At 68.7% G+C, this 17,047-nt stretch carries 15 protein-coding genes and 4 pseudogenes; 6 read left to right on the forward strand and 13 right to left on the reverse strand.

The window, feature by feature from the left end:
- The first annotated feature begins 543 nt into the window (after positions 1–543).
- Positions 544–753 (forward strand): hypothetical protein, encoded by a 210-nt coding sequence (locus BLV72_RS32235; protein WP_093466721.1) that lies wholly within the window; start codon positions 544–546, stop codon positions 751–753.
- A 191-nt stretch (positions 754–944) separates the two neighbouring features.
- Here BLV72_RS32235 and BLV72_RS48900 read toward each other — a convergent pair whose 3' ends face one another.
- The gene (locus BLV72_RS48900) at positions 945–2,543 is read right to left on the reverse strand and encodes a hypothetical protein (protein WP_208905797.1); all 1,599 of its coding nucleotides are present in this window, start codon (positions 2,541–2,543) and stop codon (positions 945–947) included.
- A 383-nt stretch (positions 2,544–2,926) separates the two neighbouring features.
- Positions 2,927–4,270, reverse strand: a complete 1,344-nt coding sequence (locus tag BLV72_RS32245) for an FG-GAP and VCBS repeat-containing protein (protein WP_093466723.1) — start codon at positions 4,268–4,270, stop codon at positions 2,927–2,929.
- Positions 4,271–4,500: 230 nt separating this feature from the next.
- Between BLV72_RS32245 and BLV72_RS48175 the strand changes: the two genes are divergently transcribed.
- Both BLV72_RS48175 and BLV72_RS32250 read left to right on the forward strand, forming a co-directional pair.
- Positions 4,501–4,668, forward strand: coding sequence for a hypothetical protein (locus BLV72_RS48175; RefSeq protein ID WP_167746274.1), 168 nt, complete (start codon positions 4,501–4,503; stop codon positions 4,666–4,668).
- A 104-nt stretch (positions 4,669–4,772) separates the two neighbouring features.
- A pseudogene (locus BLV72_RS32250) lies at positions 4,773–5,063 on the forward strand (hypothetical protein); the annotation flags it as partial.
- A 231-nt stretch (positions 5,064–5,294) separates the two neighbouring features.
- Here BLV72_RS32250 and BLV72_RS32255 read toward each other — a convergent pair.
- Positions 5,295–5,920, reverse strand: a pseudogene (locus BLV72_RS32255) (phosphotransferase); the annotation flags it as partial.
- Between the two features lie 758 nt (positions 5,921–6,678).
- Positions 6,679–8,730: a helix-turn-helix domain-containing protein gene (locus tag BLV72_RS32265; RefSeq protein ID WP_143059820.1), complete on the reverse strand. Its 2,052-nt coding sequence runs from the start codon at positions 8,728–8,730 to the stop codon at positions 6,679–6,681.
- A 60-nt stretch (positions 8,731–8,790) separates the two neighbouring features.
- On the opposite strand from BLV72_RS32265, the gene BLV72_RS32270 reads away from it, so the two are divergent.
- Positions 8,791–8,994 (forward strand): hypothetical protein, encoded by a 204-nt coding sequence (locus tag BLV72_RS32270; RefSeq protein WP_093470676.1) that lies wholly within the window; start codon positions 8,791–8,793, stop codon positions 8,992–8,994.
- Positions 8,995–9,396: 402 nt separating this feature from the next.
- Here BLV72_RS32270 and BLV72_RS46770 read toward each other — a convergent pair.
- The 3 genes and pseudogenes from BLV72_RS46770 to BLV72_RS32285 form a co-directional block, all read right to left on the reverse strand.
- A pseudogene (locus tag BLV72_RS46770) lies at positions 9,397–9,495 on the reverse strand (aminoglycoside phosphotransferase family protein); the annotation flags it as partial.
- Between the two features lie 201 nt (positions 9,496–9,696).
- Complete coding sequence (locus BLV72_RS32280) at positions 9,697–9,894, reverse strand: hypothetical protein (protein ID WP_093466731.1); 198 nt, start codon at positions 9,892–9,894, stop codon at positions 9,697–9,699.
- Between the two features lie 334 nt (positions 9,895–10,228).
- Positions 10,229–11,293, reverse strand: a complete 1,065-nt coding sequence (locus BLV72_RS32285; protein ID WP_093466733.1) for a replication-relaxation family protein — start codon at positions 11,291–11,293, stop codon at positions 10,229–10,231.
- 38 nt (positions 11,294–11,331) lie between these two features.
- On the opposite strand from BLV72_RS32285, the gene BLV72_RS32290 reads away from it, so the two are divergent.
- Entirely contained in the window at positions 11,332–11,973 is a 642-nt protein-coding gene (locus BLV72_RS32290) for a recombinase family protein (RefSeq protein WP_280143024.1), read from the forward strand.
- A 72-nt stretch (positions 11,974–12,045) separates the two neighbouring features.
- On the forward strand, positions 12,046–13,128 hold the full coding sequence (locus tag BLV72_RS52155; protein WP_425288543.1) for a recombinase zinc ribbon domain-containing protein: 1,083 nt from the start codon (positions 12,046–12,048) through the stop codon (positions 13,126–13,128).
- Here BLV72_RS52155 and BLV72_RS32300 read toward each other — a convergent pair.
- The 6 genes and pseudogenes from BLV72_RS32300 to BLV72_RS32320 form a co-directional block, all read right to left on the reverse strand.
- A pseudogene (locus BLV72_RS32300) lies at positions 13,086–13,310 on the reverse strand (CoA-binding protein); the annotation flags it as partial. The gene BLV72_RS52155 and the pseudogene BLV72_RS32300 overlap by 43 nt on opposite strands.
- A 286-nt stretch (positions 13,311–13,596) precedes the next feature.
- Positions 13,597–14,448: a class I SAM-dependent methyltransferase gene (locus BLV72_RS32305; RefSeq protein ID WP_093466741.1), complete on the reverse strand. Its 852-nt coding sequence runs from the start codon at positions 14,446–14,448 to the stop codon at positions 13,597–13,599.
- Positions 14,449–14,799: 351 nt separating this feature from the next.
- Positions 14,800–14,952 carry a hypothetical protein gene (locus BLV72_RS48180; protein ID WP_167746433.1) on the reverse strand — a complete coding sequence of 51 codons (153 nt, stop codon included), beginning with the start codon at positions 14,950–14,952 and terminating at the stop codon, positions 14,800–14,802.
- A gap of 173 nt (positions 14,953–15,125) precedes the next feature.
- Complete coding sequence (locus tag BLV72_RS32310; protein ID WP_244321119.1) at positions 15,126–15,425, reverse strand: tail fiber domain-containing protein; 300 nt, start codon at positions 15,423–15,425, stop codon at positions 15,126–15,128.
- Positions 15,426–15,511: 86 nt separating this feature from the next.
- Positions 15,512–15,856, reverse strand: coding sequence for a hypothetical protein (locus tag BLV72_RS32315; protein ID WP_244321120.1), 345 nt, complete (start codon positions 15,854–15,856; stop codon positions 15,512–15,514).
- A 249-nt stretch (positions 15,857–16,105) separates the two neighbouring features.
- On the reverse strand, positions 16,106–16,984 hold the full coding sequence (locus tag BLV72_RS32320) for a LysR family transcriptional regulator (RefSeq protein WP_093466747.1): 879 nt from the start codon (positions 16,982–16,984) through the stop codon (positions 16,106–16,108).
- Positions 16,985–17,047: the final 63 nt, after the last annotated feature.

The raw sequence follows: 17,047 nt of genomic DNA on the forward strand, positions 1-17,047 counted from the left end.
CCCCTCCCCGCCGACCACACCCCACAGACACAGTGCATCGACGGAGACAACTCCACCCGCCGGCGGTGGCGCGGCCTGGTCACTGCCCGACGCGACCGCACCGCGCGCTGAAGGCCGCCGCCCTCACTCACGCGGCGCGGACAACGACCGCGCTACGAGCCCTGTGGCTGCGAGACAGGCAGATGATCGAGCACGCCCTGGAGGTGTCGCCAGATTGAGCTGCTCAGCGGCCATGCCCCAGCATCGACAAAAATGACCCTGTCGAGCCGAAGTCAGTAGTTCTGTCACGTCTACGGCCGTAAGTGACGTGCCATACGTCACCGGTTTCGTGCGGGTGTGACGTATGAGGGACGCGTGGCGCAGTTGGAGTGTGGCGGCTGGTTATCGGCGAGTCGGATCCGCAGGCTCTTCATGTCTGTGGATCTCTTTCTCCGGTACGGGCGGAAAGCCCTGCCCGTACCGGAGTCCGGCGCCGATCCCGGGACCGCGGTTGTGGTCCCGGTCGCCCCATACAAGAAATTACTGACGAAGGAAGCGTACTTTATGAACAACAAGGCCCAGATCGAGACCCGCGAGATATCCGACGCCGACCTGGACGGCGTTGCCGGCGGCGCGGCCGGTCTGACCCTGCAGGGCGGCCCGGGCCACCTGGAGGGCATCGGCGGCGCTGAGCTGGCCGGCCACAGCGTCACCGTGGACGGTGCGGCGAACCTGCAGAGCGGCCAGGCAGGCCTCAACGTCACCGCCGTCTGATCAGCCGTAACGGCTGAGCATCCTCGATGCCTGAACCCCCTCGGCCGCACTGTCGCCGAGGGGGTTTCGTCATAGGCAGGCGCCTCGCGGCTGTATGCGCGGGGCGAGGTTGGCCAGGCTGCGCTTGACATGCTCCCAGACCTCCGCTCACAGGCGCCCGCAGTCCCCGCCGGCGGGCCGCTCGATGGCGCTCAGCCGGTAAGCGACCAAGGGCGCTCGGCGTCGGCGGCCGCGCGCTCGGCCGGATCACCGCCACCAAGCCCTCCAACCCCTGCGGAGATCCGCAGTACCGAGGGGATCGCACCGCAGCAGGTCAAGATCTCCGACGCCGAAGTCGATGAAGCGGTCACGCTGATGGAGGCCATGGGCGACGTCGACATCGCCCAGTACAAGGACCAGTACCGCGAGGCGCTGGAAACGATCATCCGAGCCAAGGCCGAAGGGGCCGAGCCGCCCGAGATGGAAGCTCCTGCCGAGCCCAAAGGCAAGGTTGTCGATCTCATGGCCGCCCTCCAGGACAGCGTGCGCGCCGCCAGGAAGAGCCGCGGCGAGGACACCGGCGACGAGGCTGACGTGCACGAGATCAGCGGGCAACGGGCGGCGCCGAAGAAGAAGGCCGCGAAGAAGACCGCGGCGAAGAAGAAGGCCGCGAAGAAGACCGCGGCGAAGAAGACGAGCGCCAGCGGGAAGAAGGCAGCGGCGAAGAAGGCATCGAGGAAGCGGCCAGCGTCGTAGCCGAGCCCAGTGGTGTTGCCGGTGCCCCCGCTGAGTCTCAGGTGGGGTTCAACCGGGTGATGCCGCTTCCTGCGTAGAGCTCGGGTTGGAGTGAGCCAGCCGAGGTCGCCCAAGTGGTGGTCGCGGGCCAGGCGCAGGCTCTGGCGCAGGCCCGCGATGAGGAGGGTCCGGCTGGGGAGGAGGGTGCTGGTGTCCTGCCACTGCCGGCCAAGGGCGGCGAGGGCGCGTTCGGCGGCTTGGTGCCAGTCGGCGGGGGTCCAGTGGTCCTCGGTGTGGTCATCAGCCCGTAGCGCGGTGCGGATGGCGTCGTGGAGGTGGTAGGGCCAGATAGCGTGCGGATCCTCCGTGATCAGCGGCCGCTCGACGAGCCGGCGGGCCGCCGCCTGGTGGGCCAGGCCCGCCGCTTGGGTGGCCAGGCCCGCCGCTTGGGTGGCCAGGCCCAGATCGAAAGCGTCCAGCAGGCTGGCGCTGCGCAGGACATGGCGCTCGTCGGCGGTGAGGTCGGAGAGGGTGCGGGCGATGAGGGCGGGGATGGTGTGGTCGAAGTCGGCGGGGGTGGGGGTGCGGCCGGTGCGGCGGATCTCCAGGAAGCGTGCGACGGCCAGATCCAGGTGGAGCGGCAGGCCGTGCGAGCGCTGGGTGATGACCGCGCGGATGTCGGGGCCGATCAGCGGCTGGTTGCCCTGGGTGAGGCGGTGGGCGAGGTAGGTGTCGCAGTCGGTCTCGGAGAAGTCCCCGATCAGGTGCTGTCGGGCGCCGCCCTGCCCGGTGGCCCGGGCCGGCCGCCCGGAGTGGAGGGCCAGGCCGGGCCAGGCGGCGCGGCCGGTGTAGTCGAGTTGGCCCTGGAGGGCATCGTCGGCCCACTGAAGACGGTTGCGGCCGCTGATGACGAAGAAGCAGTTCGGCATGAGCCATACCAGGCGTTGCAGGAGCCGCTCGGCGTCACGGTGGCGGTCGCCGGTGTCCTCGAAGGTGTCCAGCAGGACCACCGGCGTGACCTTTTTGCCGGCCGGGAGCTGGGCCAGCTCCCACGCCAGCAGGTGCGATGGCCGCACGTTCTGCGGAATTGTTGTTGGGGTGCGGCCTGGGCCGCACCCCAACCTGGCTGATCGGCGGTGAGGGAGTCCAGTTCGCCGTCGGCTGAGCGCCCCCGGCTGTGGGCCGCGTCCTGGTGTAGGCGCGGTTGCCATGGGAGGGGTAGGACTTGTCGTCGGCGACCGCGTCGGGGTGAGAGCGTGGGCGTCCGATCGGGTCGCGGTCCCGGATCTTCTCCAGAACGGGGGTGAACGGAGGGCTGCCGGAGTCCTGTCCGGCGGTCAGGGTGATCGCGTGCGGGGGCACTGGCAGGAGGGCCAGTCCCCTGAACCTCCGTCCGAGTGCGGGTCCCGGCCGGCACCCACAGCCAGCTGTTTCACGGCCTGGGACAACAAGCAGGTGTCTACGAACCTTGGTTCTTGCTTGGGGTGAGCGGGAAGGATGCCTCGTCGCGGTCCGTGCCGTCGGTGATCCACCATCTGTCCCCGCCGAAGAGTGCCAGCTCTGCGCGGCCGTCGCCGTCCCAGTCGTGGGTGTCGAAGAGCTGGCCGTCGCCGGCGCCGTCGTCACCCGGCACGGAGCGCTTGGTGGCGCGCCAGGGCTTCGATCCGAGCCCGTGCTCGGAGCCGCCCCGCAGCACCTCGATCCGCGCGTCACCCTCCTCCTTTTTCTTGGTGAGCTGGACGGCCAGGTCGTCGCAGCCATCGCCGTTGAAGTCTGCGGCGGCGAGCCTGGTGCCGAATCCCTCCTTGAAGTCGCCGCCTTCCATGGTGACCCACTTGTCCGGATCCTTCCCGTAGCGGACGCTGACCTGACCGCGCCGGTGAGGCGTGTCGTCCTCGTCGTAGCTGTTGACGAAGCTCCGGCCGACGGCGACGTCCTGCTGACCGTCGCCGTCGAAGTCGCCGAAGACGACGTTCTCGCCCTCCGGCAGCCGCTCGGGCTCCTTGCTCAGGCCGCCGGCGGTACGGGCGCCGCCGGTGAACAGCAGGGGCGGATCCCACGGGGAGTCGTAGAGCGCGAGATCGGTGGCGCGGTCGTCGTTCGCGTCCCCGGCGACCAGCACGGGTGTCGCGCCCTTGTGGACCGGACTGGGGATCTTCACGGTCCGGGCGGGGGCACCCGAGCGCTTGAACGGTCCTTTGAGGACGACCAGTTCGCCCTGCTCGTCGCCCGAGTCCTTGAAGACCGCGAGGTCGGTGTGGCCGTCCCCGTCGAAGTCGCCGGCGATCGGCGCGGTGTGGTAGCCGCTGCCCGGCAGCGGGACGCGCCCGTGCGGCCCGTCGGCCCGCGGGCCCTTGGGGCCTCCCCACAGGACCTGGGCGGCGCTGCTGACGACGAGATCGGCGTGGCCGTCCTCATCCAGGTCGGCGACCGTGGGCTGGAGCGGGTCGTCACCCACCTGGATGTCGTCCGGCACACCGAGGTCGTCCTGGGTGATGACGGTCGTGCGGTCGTGGTCCGGACCGCGCTTGGAGCCGGGCACGACGACCACGTCGACCTTCAACGACCGGGAGATCTCGTGCACCAGATCGACGGAGCCGTCCCCGTCGAGGTCGGGGGTCGCGGGCGTGTCTTCACGTGCGGAATCGACCGGTCGGCAGGGACTGCCGGGTACCGGGCGTACGCCGTCGGACGGGCGAAGGACGAGGAACGCCACCACCGCCACCACGACGAGAGAGGCCACCACGGCGTGCCACACGCGCAGGTGGCGGAAGAACGGACCGCCTGCCGTCGGAAAGTGCATCAGCCCACCTCACAGGCGTGGACGCAGGCCGCACAAGGAAGTGGATCATTCTGTTACGGGGGTGATGCACGACGGCCCTGCCCCCCTGTTGCGGCCCACGGTAGGTGTAGGGCGGTGAGCCAGGGCCTCTTCCGGGAAGCGATGCGCGCGGCCCAGCTGCACGGTTGGGACGTCTGCCTGATCCTCACGCCGTCCGCCCAGTAGCTCACCGAGGTGACCCGGAGGAGAACGTGAGCAACTCCGCCGCGGCGGCTGAGCTGCTGGCGCTGTCCGCGAGGGCCTTCAAGCTGGCGGACGCAAGATTCGTGTCTGCCGACACCACCAGTGCCCCGGTCGCCAACACGGTCGCGGTCCTGGAGGAGGCCGGCCGCCCGTACTGGGCACACAGCACCCGTTGACTGTTATCAGTTCTTCACCTTCGGCGCCCTACTCGCATAGATTCCCTCAGGCCAGGATGGGGGCGCTTCTTCACCTCACCCTTCGGCTCAGGAGTCGATACGCCATGCGCAAGAATGCTCGCCGTAGCATCCTCGCCGGCTTTGTGGCCTCCGCGACCGCCGCTCTCGCCTTCCTCGGCACCACTCCTGCCCAGGCCGCACTGCCCACGCCGGTCAGCGCTGCCACCGCTCGCTCCTACCTGGCCTCCCTCACCGTCGCAACCGAGCACTCCAGAACCGGCTACAGCCGGGACCTGTTCCCGCACCGGATCACCATCAGCGGCGCCTGCAACACCCGCGAGACCGTCCTCAAGCGCGACGGCTCCGGCGTCGTCACCGACAACGGCCTCCCTGCCCAGTTCCGGCCAGTCATCGCGGACACCAGCGGCGAGGGCCTGGCACTGTTCTGAGCGGGCACCGGGAGATCTGACACCCCAACGTCACCTCGCAGCTGCCGGCCCCCGACACGGTCACCCCGCACACCCCAGCGACATGCGCAGCAGAGTGAGTAAGGGCAAGCAATGCGCCAAGGTGCTGGCCTGCTCGATGCGTCAGAACGCACTCGTAGCAGTCGGGCCCGCGCAGCCTCACAGCCGGGAGCTCAACACGTCGACCACAGCCCGGCGCGTACGGGTCGAAGCCGTGTGCTCGACCAGCCAGCGCACCGCCAGCAGGCTTCGCAACGACCACCACGCGCGGATCACGTCGAGGTCGACGTCGGTGCCATAGCCGGCGACGACGTCGCCGAGGTCTCCCGAGCGTCAAGGTGGCGAGGTCGAACAGAGCATCACCCCGGCCCCCTCGGACTCGTCGATGATGCCAGTGGTCTCGTCGCCGTCGATGAACACGTGAGTGATCTTCAGGTAGCCGTGCGTGGACGCCGGAGTCCACGGCCGGGGCGCGTCCTCGGCGACTTGGCGGTTGCGGGTGACCAGGTCGGCGGGCAGGACGCCGTTCGTCACGAGCCACTCGCACTCGCCTTCGAGATCCGCCGCCAACTCGTCAAGGCCCCGGCCGGGCCACGGTGGCAACGGCGCGTCGTGCAACTTCCGGATGGCGGCACCCGCCGTGGCCCACGCCGCCGGCGACGCGGTCGACGGCTCGCCGAGGCGGCCGAGCGCCGTCCCCGGGGCCGCGGCGATCGCGAGTACGGGCGCTTGCGCCACAGGACCCCCGGGGTCGGGACCGGCGCCAGGGCCATCGCCTCGACCTCGGGGGAACCGACGAAATGAGGAGGGTGGTGTGACGAAACGAGCGACGGGCTCAACACCGAGAGCTCGGCGGTGCTTCTCGGCCGACGTGAAAACATCGGTCGGCGATTCGGGTGGGAACCTGCGGCTTCCGGGCCGCGTTTTTCTGGGCGTGACTGAATCGCCCGGCCTCCCCAGCCCTGACAACTGCGCGAGCTCTGACAGCGACGAAGAGTCCCTGCGGCCTGGTCCACTATGGCGCCATGCCTTGTGGGCGGCGAGCGTCACCATCCTCGGGGTCGGCCTGGGCTGGGCCGACGCGTCGTTCCGTCTCGGCTCCGATGAGTACGGGATGCCGCTCGCCGCTCCGGGGCAGGTGCGGCCGTACCTGGTGGCCTGGACCGCGACCGGTCTGACGGCGGCAGCCGCGCTGCGGGCTGTCGCCGCCAGGGTTCCGCTCCACGGCCCGGATGTGCTCGCAGTCATACTCACGTTCATGGGCACCCGGCTCTCACTGGGCTTTCGGCCGGAGCCACCGGTGCTGGGTGCCTCGGCCGCAGCCGCACTGACGGCAGCGTTCATATGGTGCGCCCTTGCGCTGCGGCGCGGCTTTCGTGGGTACCGCGGGCGGCGAGCTATTTCTGGCGGGCGAGGGGCCGGGTAAGCATGGTGTTCTGTCGCACTCAAAGTTCTCACCGGACATTGAGCAGCTGAGCGCGTCGAGTTCGGCAAGGGAAAGATTCGCTCATAGCTTGTTTGTGATACTTGCCGTGATCCGCTGCTACATATCCGCAGGTGGCTGTGTGAAGAGGTCCCAGGGCGCGGATGGTGTGCCATCGGGGTCCAGTCCGTACGGCCACAGGTCTCCGTTCTCCCGCCTCGCGTCGAGATCGATCATGGAGGCGGCGTAGCCGGCGTCGGCGTTTCGCCGGGCGAACTGCTCGGTCTCGGGCCGGGCCCTGGTCTCCTCCCGTATCAGGTCGAGTTGGTTCTGGGCTTCGATGTAGATGGCGAGATCGTTCAGGGCGTCGGCGTAGTCGGCGAGATCGTTCGGGGCGTCGGTGTCGGCGGCTTGCCGGGCAAGCTGTTCGACCTCGTCCTGTCGCCGGACGAACTGTTCGAGCCTGTCTTGGTCCTCGACTAACTGTCGCCAGCGGGCGAGAGAGTTCGGGGCGGAGGCGTCGCCGGCGTCGGCGGCTTGTCGGACGAGTTGTTCGGCCCCGTCCTGGTCCCCAGCCTTCTCCCGTACCAGGGCGAGACTGATCAGGGCGCTGGTGCTGCCGGCATCTGCGGCCTTCTGCCAGAGGTGGTAAGCCCAGCGGTCGCGGCGGCGGTTGGCGGCGGCCTCGGCGAGTTTGGCGAGGCTGTCGGGGTGGGTGAGGCGGTCGTGTGCGGCCTGCCAGAAGGAGGCCGGGGGGCACAGCATCTTGCGCTGATTGCGGCCATGCTGTTCGAGGTAGTCGGCCAGCCGGTAGGCCGGTTGGTCCGGCGCGGCTCCTGCTGGAGCGCTGAGGGTGCGGCGGCGGATGCGGCGCAGGGGGGCGAGGTTGCCGTGGACGGCATCGGTGCTGCTGGCGAGGGCTTGTTCAAGCCAGTTGTCGGCGAGGGTGTCGTACTCGTCGTCGGTGAAGTAGTCCGCCGCTGCGTGTTCGAGGAAGGCCTGGGGCAGGTGGAGGCCGGCTCCGAGGCGGCGGGCGTCCATGGCCGCGTGCAGCAGGGCCCGGGCCGGCGGCGCGGCGGTCTTGTAGCGGTGCAGCAGTTCCGGAGCCCCTGCCAGGTACTGCGTCAGCCGCCCGTCACGCGCGCGCTTCAGAGCGTGCGCGAGCTGCCGGTCACCTGCCTCCGCCTGGGCTCTGGCGGCGTTGGTGGCGGCGGTATCGAAGCTGTCGGGCAGGGTGATCCGCCGCACGGCCAAAAGCTCCCGCACCTGGGGGTACGGATCTTCCTGGCTGGGTTTGGGGAGTTGGGTGTAGGCGTTGGCGTACTCGGGCCACAGCGTGCCCAGGACCAGGACGGGCGCACGTTTCAGGTCGGTGAGCAGGGAGTGCACAGCGGCGGTGATGCGTTCGCCGAGTCCTTGGCCGGCGCCGAGATAATGCTGAGCCTCGTTGAGCCAGACCACGGTGCGAGGAGCGACGCGCGCGAGGTCGGCGAGCGCCGCTTCAGCGCGGGTGGGGTCGAAGGGGTGCCACAGCCTCCACCCCAAAGGGGCGAGCGGCTGGACGGCCTCCCAGCAGGCGCGGGTCTTGCCCGTCGAGGACGAGCCCACCAACACCGCCATCCGACTGTGCCCGTCCGCGGCGGCAGCGACGAGGTCGGCCAGTTCCCCATCGTGCGGGCGGGACACATAGCCCGGCAGCACAGAGGCCACATGGCCCCGCCCCTGCGGGCCGCCCGCCCAGGTGCGTTCCTCGCCGACGGAGGCGTACACGGCCGGGTGGACTTCCAAATCGTGGGGGTCCCAGTCACCGATCGGCCGGCCCACCACGCCGTCAGGGCTTTCGAGTGGCCCGGAGGCGGTGGCCAGCAGATCCAGTAGAGACCGGACCTCCTTGCCGAGACCGAGGGCACGGGCCAGCCCGGCCACGGTCTGCGCCGACGGCGCGGGCGCGGAGTCACTGAGCGCCTGATTTACGACTGTGCGGCCCAGACCGGCGCGACGAGCCAGCTGCACCTGGGTCCCGCCCCACGCGGCATGACCAGCCTTCAGCCGGGCGCGCAGCTCCGCGAGCGCATCCGCTGGATCCCGGAAACGGTCCGTATCCACACAGCCCCCTGCCCGTGCCGCTGTTCGTCGTTGTTCATCTTCGACCGCCCGCACCACGGCGAACACCCGCTTCGCGAGATTCGGTATCAGACCGACGCCCGTCTCACCGGAGAGGGAACTGACGCCATGACCGAACGTAACGCCGTGATCCTGCTCGCCTGCGCCCTGACTCTCGTGATTGCCGCCCTCGTCGGGGCCGGGGCCGGCTATCTCGCCCGTCGCGACCATGCCACCTACCCCACCGCCCTTACCCGCGCGGCCACCGCCTTCTCCACGACCCTCACTCTGGCCGCCGCCATCGCCACCGCTCTGGCCTCACTGGTCAACTAGCAACAGCTTGGCGGGCAGTACAGAGAGCCGAAGCCACGAGGGACCAGTTGGCAGGCACTGGGCCTTCGCCAACGGCCCTTCCAGCCGACCGGGCTGCAGGAGAGGCTCAGCGACAGCCCCGTCCCACAGCTTCCTGGCTTGGCTCTCATCTGGAGGGGCCTCGTGGACGAGGACGAGGCCTACCCCCTGAACGTCATCGTGGAGAAGATCGGCGGCTCCCTCGAACAGGCGGAGCGCATCGAAGACGGTGAATTTGAGGATCACCAAGGATGACCTGGCTGATCCGGGGCGAAGGGTCTTCAGCGAAGTGGAGTCGTCGTACGGGATGTGCCCCGGCGAGAGCGCCGCACTGAGCCGGCTCAATGTTCGGTGAGAACCGCTTAACCTTCGCTGCGACAGGTCATCGATGCGCGCCTGATCGGCGTCCACCTTCAGGAACACCTCGCCGACGTGCAGGGTCGCGCGCTCGGAATGGGAGACGACGACCTTGACCTCATCCACGGTGGCCAGTATCCCGGGATGACCGTCGACGTCGCCGGGTTTATCGCGACGCGTTCCGAGCTGGCTCCTGATGACTCCAAGCTGAACGCACCATCACCTGAAAGCCACCAGCGAACCATCGGACACGACACGGATGGACGGTAGGTGCCGGGTACCCCCAACTGAATGGCGGTACCCGGCCGCTGGTCCGTTCGTGCCGGTCTATGCCTCGCTGCTCCTGGTTGCTGCCGTGGTGATGCGGTAGGTGCGTGGGCGTTCGGTGACCTGTTCGGCGATGCCCTGCTTGGTCAGGGTGACCAGGGCGTTGGCGATGGCGCCGGAACTTTTCTCAATGATCCGGCTGATGCGTGTGGCGGTGAAGGCTTCGTCGGGGTGGGCGGTGAGGTGGCCGATGACCATCTGGCGCAGGGCGCCAGGGGCGAGGCGGGTCCGGTAGCCGCTCTGGTTGACGGTTGGCTGGGTCTCCTCCGTCTTTGTGTCCTCCGAGGCCGCCTTGCTTGTCGGAGGCTCGGACGCGGGCGCCAGCGCATCGTCGTTTTCTGCTCCATGTGGGGGTCCGCTCGCAGAACCCCGCTCCCTTTCTTCATCAGGGCCGCTGTGTGCTGATGTGTCGTCCGAGGATGCGGACGGCTCTGCAGTGGGCACGGGGTGGTCGTGGTGCTCGGTGGGTTGCTCGTGGTCGTCGTTGTCAGCGTTCGGCGGCTCGTCGGTCGTGTCCGGTGAGGTGCTGGTGTCAGGGTCGGGTGTGGGCGTGGGTGTGGGGTACCAGTAGTTGACGGGGCGGCCGCTGCCATCGGGAGCGGCGCTCTCTCGGTGGGCGAGGCCGGTCTGTTCGAGGTGGCGGAGGGCCTTGGTCGTGGTGGACTGGCCGGTACCGGCGGCCTGGGCGAGGGTGGTGCTGGTGGTGCCGGGTTGGTTGTTCAGTGCGGCCCATACGGCGGTGGTGGCGCCGGATAGCTGAGGGGGGTCGGGTTGGTTGGGGGTGGTTGTGGTGTTGGTGGTGGTTGGCATGGTGGGGTCTCCCGCGTGGGGTGGCGCGGTCGCGGGAGGCGGTGCGGGTGTGGATGAGGAGGGCGGGGCGGGTGTTGGTGGAGGTGGTGAAGGCGGCGTAGCCGGCGAGTTTGGCTTCGACGCGGGGCAGGGGCTGGGAGCCGGTGTCGTATTCGAGGAAGAACGGCAGCAGGACCGGGTTGTCCGCGTCGGTTGTGATGGGGTCGGGGTCGTGCCAGTGGGCGTAGGCGTCGGGGCGGATCATGTCGTCCCAGCGTCTGGCGCAGGACCGTTCGGACAGCCATAGCGTCAGGCGGCTGTGGGTGGCGTTTGGGGTGGGGGCGGCGAGGTGGGTGAGGAGTTCGTTGACGCCGATGTCGTGGCCGAGGGATGGGGAGTAGGCGATGCGGCCGATGGTGGTGGGGCGCCAGCCGAGGGTCGCGGGTTCGCATGCGGCGTGGGCGGCGATGACGCTGACGCCGGTGGGGCCGAGGGTGTAGTGCTCGGGTGCGGAGCCGTGCTGGGTCAGGGGGCGGAAGGAGTCCAGGACGGCGTGGTGGTGGAGGACGCGCAGGCGCCGTTGGGCGGAGCGTTGGCTGGTGAAGGCGATGCGGGCGATCTGTGTGGTGGTCAGGACGCGGTGTTCGTGGACCATGGCGGTGATCCACAGGTCGCGGGCGGTGAGGCTGCGGGTGAGGGCAGCAGGGTCCGTGCGGTGCCGTACTGATGTGGGCCGGGGCCGGGTGAGTGCGGCGCGCGCGGTGTAACGCGAGCCGGGGCCGGAGGCGGGGCGGGGCAGAGCGGGCATGACGGTTCACCACCAGGGCATCGGCCGGAATAGGCAGGGTGAGTGGAAGGGGGCGTCGGTTGATGGGGCAGGCGCGCCAAGTGCCGCGCCCCTTCGACGTGGTGGTGGTATCTGAATCACGGGCGATCGGTCGTACGGACCGTGCGTTCTGGCGTTGGGTCTGGGAATTGGAAGACCTCGGGATCTACGTAGCGGACGCGAAGAAGGACATCGATAACACCACCGAGTCGGGGAAGGAGGCAATGAGAGAGGAGGCGAATTTCGCCTTCAAGGAGTATGGGCGCATTCGTCAGCGCACCCAGGGTGGCATCCGAGAGAAAGCGGAAGATGGTGGCCTTACCGGAGGCCGGCCCCGGTACGGGTATCGCGTTGAGAACCCAGGCAAGCGAGGACTGTCCCGAGTCGTCCTGGATCGGTGTGACGAAACATGCGGATGCGGACAGCCGCATGAGTTCGATGTGCTGCATCTCGCCCATGCACTGATTGTTGTCGATGGTCTCAACGTCCGTCAGGCTGCCATTCGGCTCAATGCGGTGGGGCGCTACACTCGATCCGGGAAACCGTGGTCCAATAGAAATCTTTGGTCACGGTTGGTGGACGCCACGTCGGACCCAGTCGTGATCTTTCGCAATCCAAAGCGAGCCAAGCTCGGTATTGATGGTACTCCACCTCGGTATTGATGGTACTCCACTCCACGGAGAGACTGTCAATATCGCCCTAGAGCCCGTGTTTACACCTGATGAGGCGAAACAATTGCGAGCTGCCATGGCTCGCAATCGAAGAGGGGAGGGTCTGAAGAAGCAGAAGCAGCCGTATCCGCTTCCAGACGCTTCTTCGGCCTCTGTGGTGCCCATTACACCGGATTCCGCCTCAAAGAGGCGTCCGAGCGAGTCTACCGTTGCAGCGGAAAGATCGAAAAATATGCACAAACTCCCACTTGCTGCTGCCCCCGAGTCCATGCGGGCGCGCTGGAGCAGCGAGTCTGGAGCGAGGTCTGCGCTCTGCTTGGTACCCCCGGACGGCTCCGTGCTATGTCCGAGGACTGGGCAGGGTTGGCTGCCGGAAGCAAGATCAACTATGCGCAGCGCATCGCCGACCTGGACAAGCAAATCGAGGCCCGGGACGCGGCTATCGCTGCGGTAATGGTCGTGGCCGCGAAGCAGGCGAACTCGATGGAAGCCATTACCAAGGCGACCAAGACGCTCGATGAGGGGCGGGCACAGCTGGTCAAGATGCGTGCTGAGGTCCAAGCCTGGCAAGCGGAGACGGAGGCGGCCAGGCAGCGAGCCCGGGATCTCCAAGCCCTGGCTGGCCTGGCACGGACGCGTTTGCATGGTATGTCGCCCGAGCAGCAGACGGAGATTCTTGATCTGTTGGATGTGCGCGTCACGATCACGGGACCCCTGCCGAAAGTCCGTAAGGCGGACTGCTCACTCACACGGTGGTTCCGCGAACGGAACCGGCCTGTGCCCATCCTCACGGAGGAAGGATGGACGAGGGTCGAGCCGATTCTGGCTGCCGCGCACCAGCGCAAGCGCAACGACCGGCTCCCCGATCGAAGTGTCTTGGAAGCGATCTTGCATAAGGCGCGCACAGGGACTCCGTGGCCGACGACTGGCTTCCAGTCTCGCTACCACCGTTGGGTGGCTACGGGGCTGTGGCAGGAGACCATGGAGCTCCTGGCGGACGAGAAGGCCACCCCGGTGCCGGCCGCTGGTGCTTTGCCACCCCTCCGAATCGAAGGCCACATCGACCCTCGTCTCGTCCTAAGTGTTGGATCACGACCTCACGACACTGTCCCCACCGGGAAGGGGATTTCGGCGAGCGAGGCGTAGCCCCGCTCGCCGTGCACCGTCTCGGCCTTCGGGTGCACGGGCACGATGCGCTTGCCGAAGCGCTGGAGGATGTCGGCGACGCCGTAGGCGGCACGCCGCTCGTTCGTCGACAGGCCCACGACGGCCCAGGTGTCGCCCAGCTCGGTGAGGATCTTGCGGACCGTCGACGGGTCGCCATACATGCTTGCCTCCTACGGGCGGGAGAAAGGACCTGTTTTCGGCACAACAGGCAGCACATTCGAAGGATTCCCAAACGCCAGGCCTCGACGAACCGAGTCCACGCGTCTCACCCAAGCCAGTCCATGCGGGTGAGCCGCACCGATGTTACTCGGGTGTTCGGTTTTCACGTGCGGCGAAGTCGTCGCTGCTCAGCGCGTAAACGGTGCAGGGACGGCCCAGGACGCTGTCTTCACGCAGACCAGCGGGACAGATAGGCCGCCAGTTCGGTGTAGGGAACCGGGAGGCGCTCTACCGGCGGACCGCCGAGATCAGTCCGCCGGGCCGCTCCTCGCGCTGCGCCGGGGTGCTGATCGGACGGCCGTAGGCGGCAGCGCGCTCGCGCAGGGTGTGGCTGTCGGCCTCCCAGCCGTGCCCGGCCAGCCAGCCCACCGGGTCGTCGGGCATCTCCGAGACCCACATGGACGCCGCCGATCCCGGCGCGGCGTCCGCGCCGAAGCGCTCGATCACGCCGCGCGAGCCCAATGTCAGCCCCATCCGGCTGCCTGCCGCCGACTGCGTGCTGATCCGGGTCAGCAGTAGCTCCACCGCGTCCTGGGGCAGATAGATCAGTAGTCCTTCGGCGATCCACGCGGTCGGCACGGTCGGGTCGTGCCCGGCGGCGGCCAGCGCGCCTGGCCAGTCCGCACGCAGATCCACCGCGACGGTGATCCGCTCGCAGCGTGCGACGGCCCGCTCCCGGCGCAGCACCGAAGCCTTGAAGTCCAGTGGCGCGGCAGTGTCGACCTCGAACAGCCGGGTGCCCTCGGGCCAGTCGATTCGGAAGGCCCGGCTGTCCATGCCGGCGCCGAGCAGCACGACCTGCCGGACTCCGGACGCGGAGGCCTGCTGCAACAGGTCGTCGAGGAACTTCGTCCTGATGACGATGGAGTACGACACGGCCCGTCGGCGGCGTCGCGCCGCTTCGTCATCGGGCAGCGGCGGCGAGGAGGGCCACAGGCCGCCGGCGGCGGCGAATGCCTGTGCCAGTGGGTCGCGGAACAGCGCGTTCTCCCGCTCGGTCTCCAGCGCCCGCACCCTGGCCACCCCCACCGCCGTGGCCCACACGCCCGACGGCCGCACCCACTCCTGCTCATCAGTCACCGCGCCAGCCTAGACGTTCAATTCCAAGGGGCCTGATGAGAGGAGCCAGGTTCATGCGCGGCCGGCCAGTCATGGGAGCACTGACCGCCCTACGACCACTGGACCCGCCAGGAGGCGAAGATCAACAGTCACCGGGTGTACGCGACCACACGAAGTGGACCAGAGCCTGAGCTTCGACAGCAGTTGGTGGCCGCCCCCGCCACCGCCGTCGCACCGATCGGCGAGGCCACCACGATCGCCCTCCAGAACCGAGCGGGCGGACACCAGGTCGGGCTCTGCCTCGAACTCGAACCGTGACCAGCACGGTGTGGGCGACCTGGCGGAGAGGATCAGCCAAACCGGAGGCACGGGTCAGTGGTCCTTCAGCAGAAGGTGCAGCAGCGTCACCACACCGACGCCGACCAAGACAGCGGTGCCGAAGGAAGGATGTTCGAATGCGACGTACACAGAGCCACCGCCCGCCAGCAGCAACAGCGCTGTCCGCTGGTCCATCTGACCGCCCATGAGTAAGCCCTCCCAAGTGGTGGGGCCCGCGCGTGGTTTTTGGCGGGGCCTGCCATGGAGAGGGCGCATCGGCGGAGTCCTTACGCGGGTTTCTCGCGCAATCTATGTGCCGTGGATCACATCCGGCTGCCGTACGCGGGACAGGCTCTGACAAAGCGGTGATGCGTGAACGCTTACGGCACGGCCTCGGACTCGTTCCCGCTCGCGGCCTCCCGTAGACGGTCCACTTCGGCCGTGAGTTCTTCCACGCGGCGGTGCAGCGCCTGGATGCACACCAGGGCGACGCCGAGGCCGTCGATGACGGGGATTGTGGTGTCGTCCTGGTTGAAGCCGAAGGCAGCGTGCCAGTCCTGGGCCATCGGTCCGAGGTGACGCACGCTTTCGGGCTCCCAGTGGTAGCGCCAGGTGCTGACGGGCAGCGCGGCCACGGTCCGCAGGACCGCGTAGCCGTTGACCGCGCCGACCGGGGCCACACCGCCGCTCTCCCGCGCTTCGGCCGAGGGCCGAGGCGGGGCGCTGTGGTCGGCCGCCCGAGACCGCCGACGGAAGAACCGCACCCCTACCGGCTCCAGTCGACCGGGAGCACGTCCCGCTTGAGCGTGCGGTCACTGAAAAGCACACTTCGGAGGGGCACGAAGTCGTCTCCGACGGTGATCGCTCCGTGAGCGGAGGCAGGGGTGTGGATGTCGTCCCCGATCAGCACGGCGTCGTATCCGGCCAGCAGTTCCTGGACCGTGCCGGGGCCGAGGTTCTCTGATGCGGCGATCGCGGCGATGCCGCTGTAGTTCGTGTAGGCCGTCCCCAGCAGTCGGCCGCCGACGGCGTAGAAATGGACCTGCACACCGCGGACGGGCTGTCCGGTGACGGCGTCGACGACGGTCGCGCTGATGTTTTCCAACTGCATCTGCGTGACGTTCAAAGAGCCGAGGTCATGTCCCCTCCACATGTGAACTGCCAGAACGCGATCCGCGCCGGCGCAGACGGCCGGAGCGGTCGGGACGCGGGCAGCGCGCGACGGATGCCGCCCCCTTTGGGACGACGCGACAGAGCGTATGAGAGCCCCATCCGACCCCACAGAGTGACAAGCACCAGTTCGCACTATCTGATGAACCGCCGGCGGCGAGATGACGAACGAGTCGGCGTAAGGAGGTTCTCAGCGCGCGGACGCGGGCAGCGTGGTGCCGTGGAGCCCGGCCGCCGAGCGGACGAGGGAGGCGACCGCCGGGGAGCGACTGCTGGGTGGCCAGGCGATCACCGTGGTGACGTCCGGCGCGTCGACGACGGGCACCGCGACGTGATCGGGCCACTGCCAGGCGCGGCTGGAGGCCGGGATGACGAGCAGCGTCCTGCCGAGCGCCACGAGCTGGGCGAGCTGTGACTGGGTGTGCACCTCCGGACCGGGCCCGTCCGGATAGGTCCCGTCGAGCCGGGGCCATCGAGCGATCGGCAGGTCCGGCACATCGCGGACCTCCGCCAGCGTGAGCTGATCGCGTGACGCGAGCGGATGCCCCGCGGGAAGGAGCGCGATCTGGCCTTCGGTGTGGAGGTCCTCGGTGTCGAACCCGGCGAGGTCGTCGAACGGCCGGTGCATCAGTGCCACGTCGGCGCGCCCGTCGCGCAGGAGTCCTGCCTGCTCGCCGACCTCACACAGGAGGACCTCGACCGGTGCCGCACCGGGTTCGCTCGCCAGCGCGTCGAGGAGCCGTTGCAGCAGCTCGTGGGAGGCTCCGGCCTTCGTCACGAGCACCAGCGGACGCTTCGGATCCGCGGCACGCCGCGTCCGGCGCGCGGCGGCCGCGACCGCGTCGAGGGACACGTTGGCCTCCCGGAGCAGCACCCTGCCGGCGTCGGTGAGCGCCACTCCACGACGGTCCCGGTCGAGGAGCCGGACACCGAGCCGCTGCTCCAGCCGGCGGATCGCGCGGGAGAGCGGCGGTTGCGCGATCCCGAGCCGATCGGCGGCCCGCCCGAAGTGCAGTTCCTCGGCGACGGCGACGAAGTAGCGGAGCTGACGGGTCTCGAGATCGTCCACGGATGGAGCCTACCGACTGATACCCGGCGAGTATCACAGCCTGCCCCATCGGTCTTGGACAGC

The organism is Streptomyces melanosporofaciens, assembly GCF_900105695.1.
Lineage (GTDB): Bacteria > Actinomycetota > Actinomycetes > Streptomycetales > Streptomycetaceae > Streptomyces > Streptomyces antimycoticus.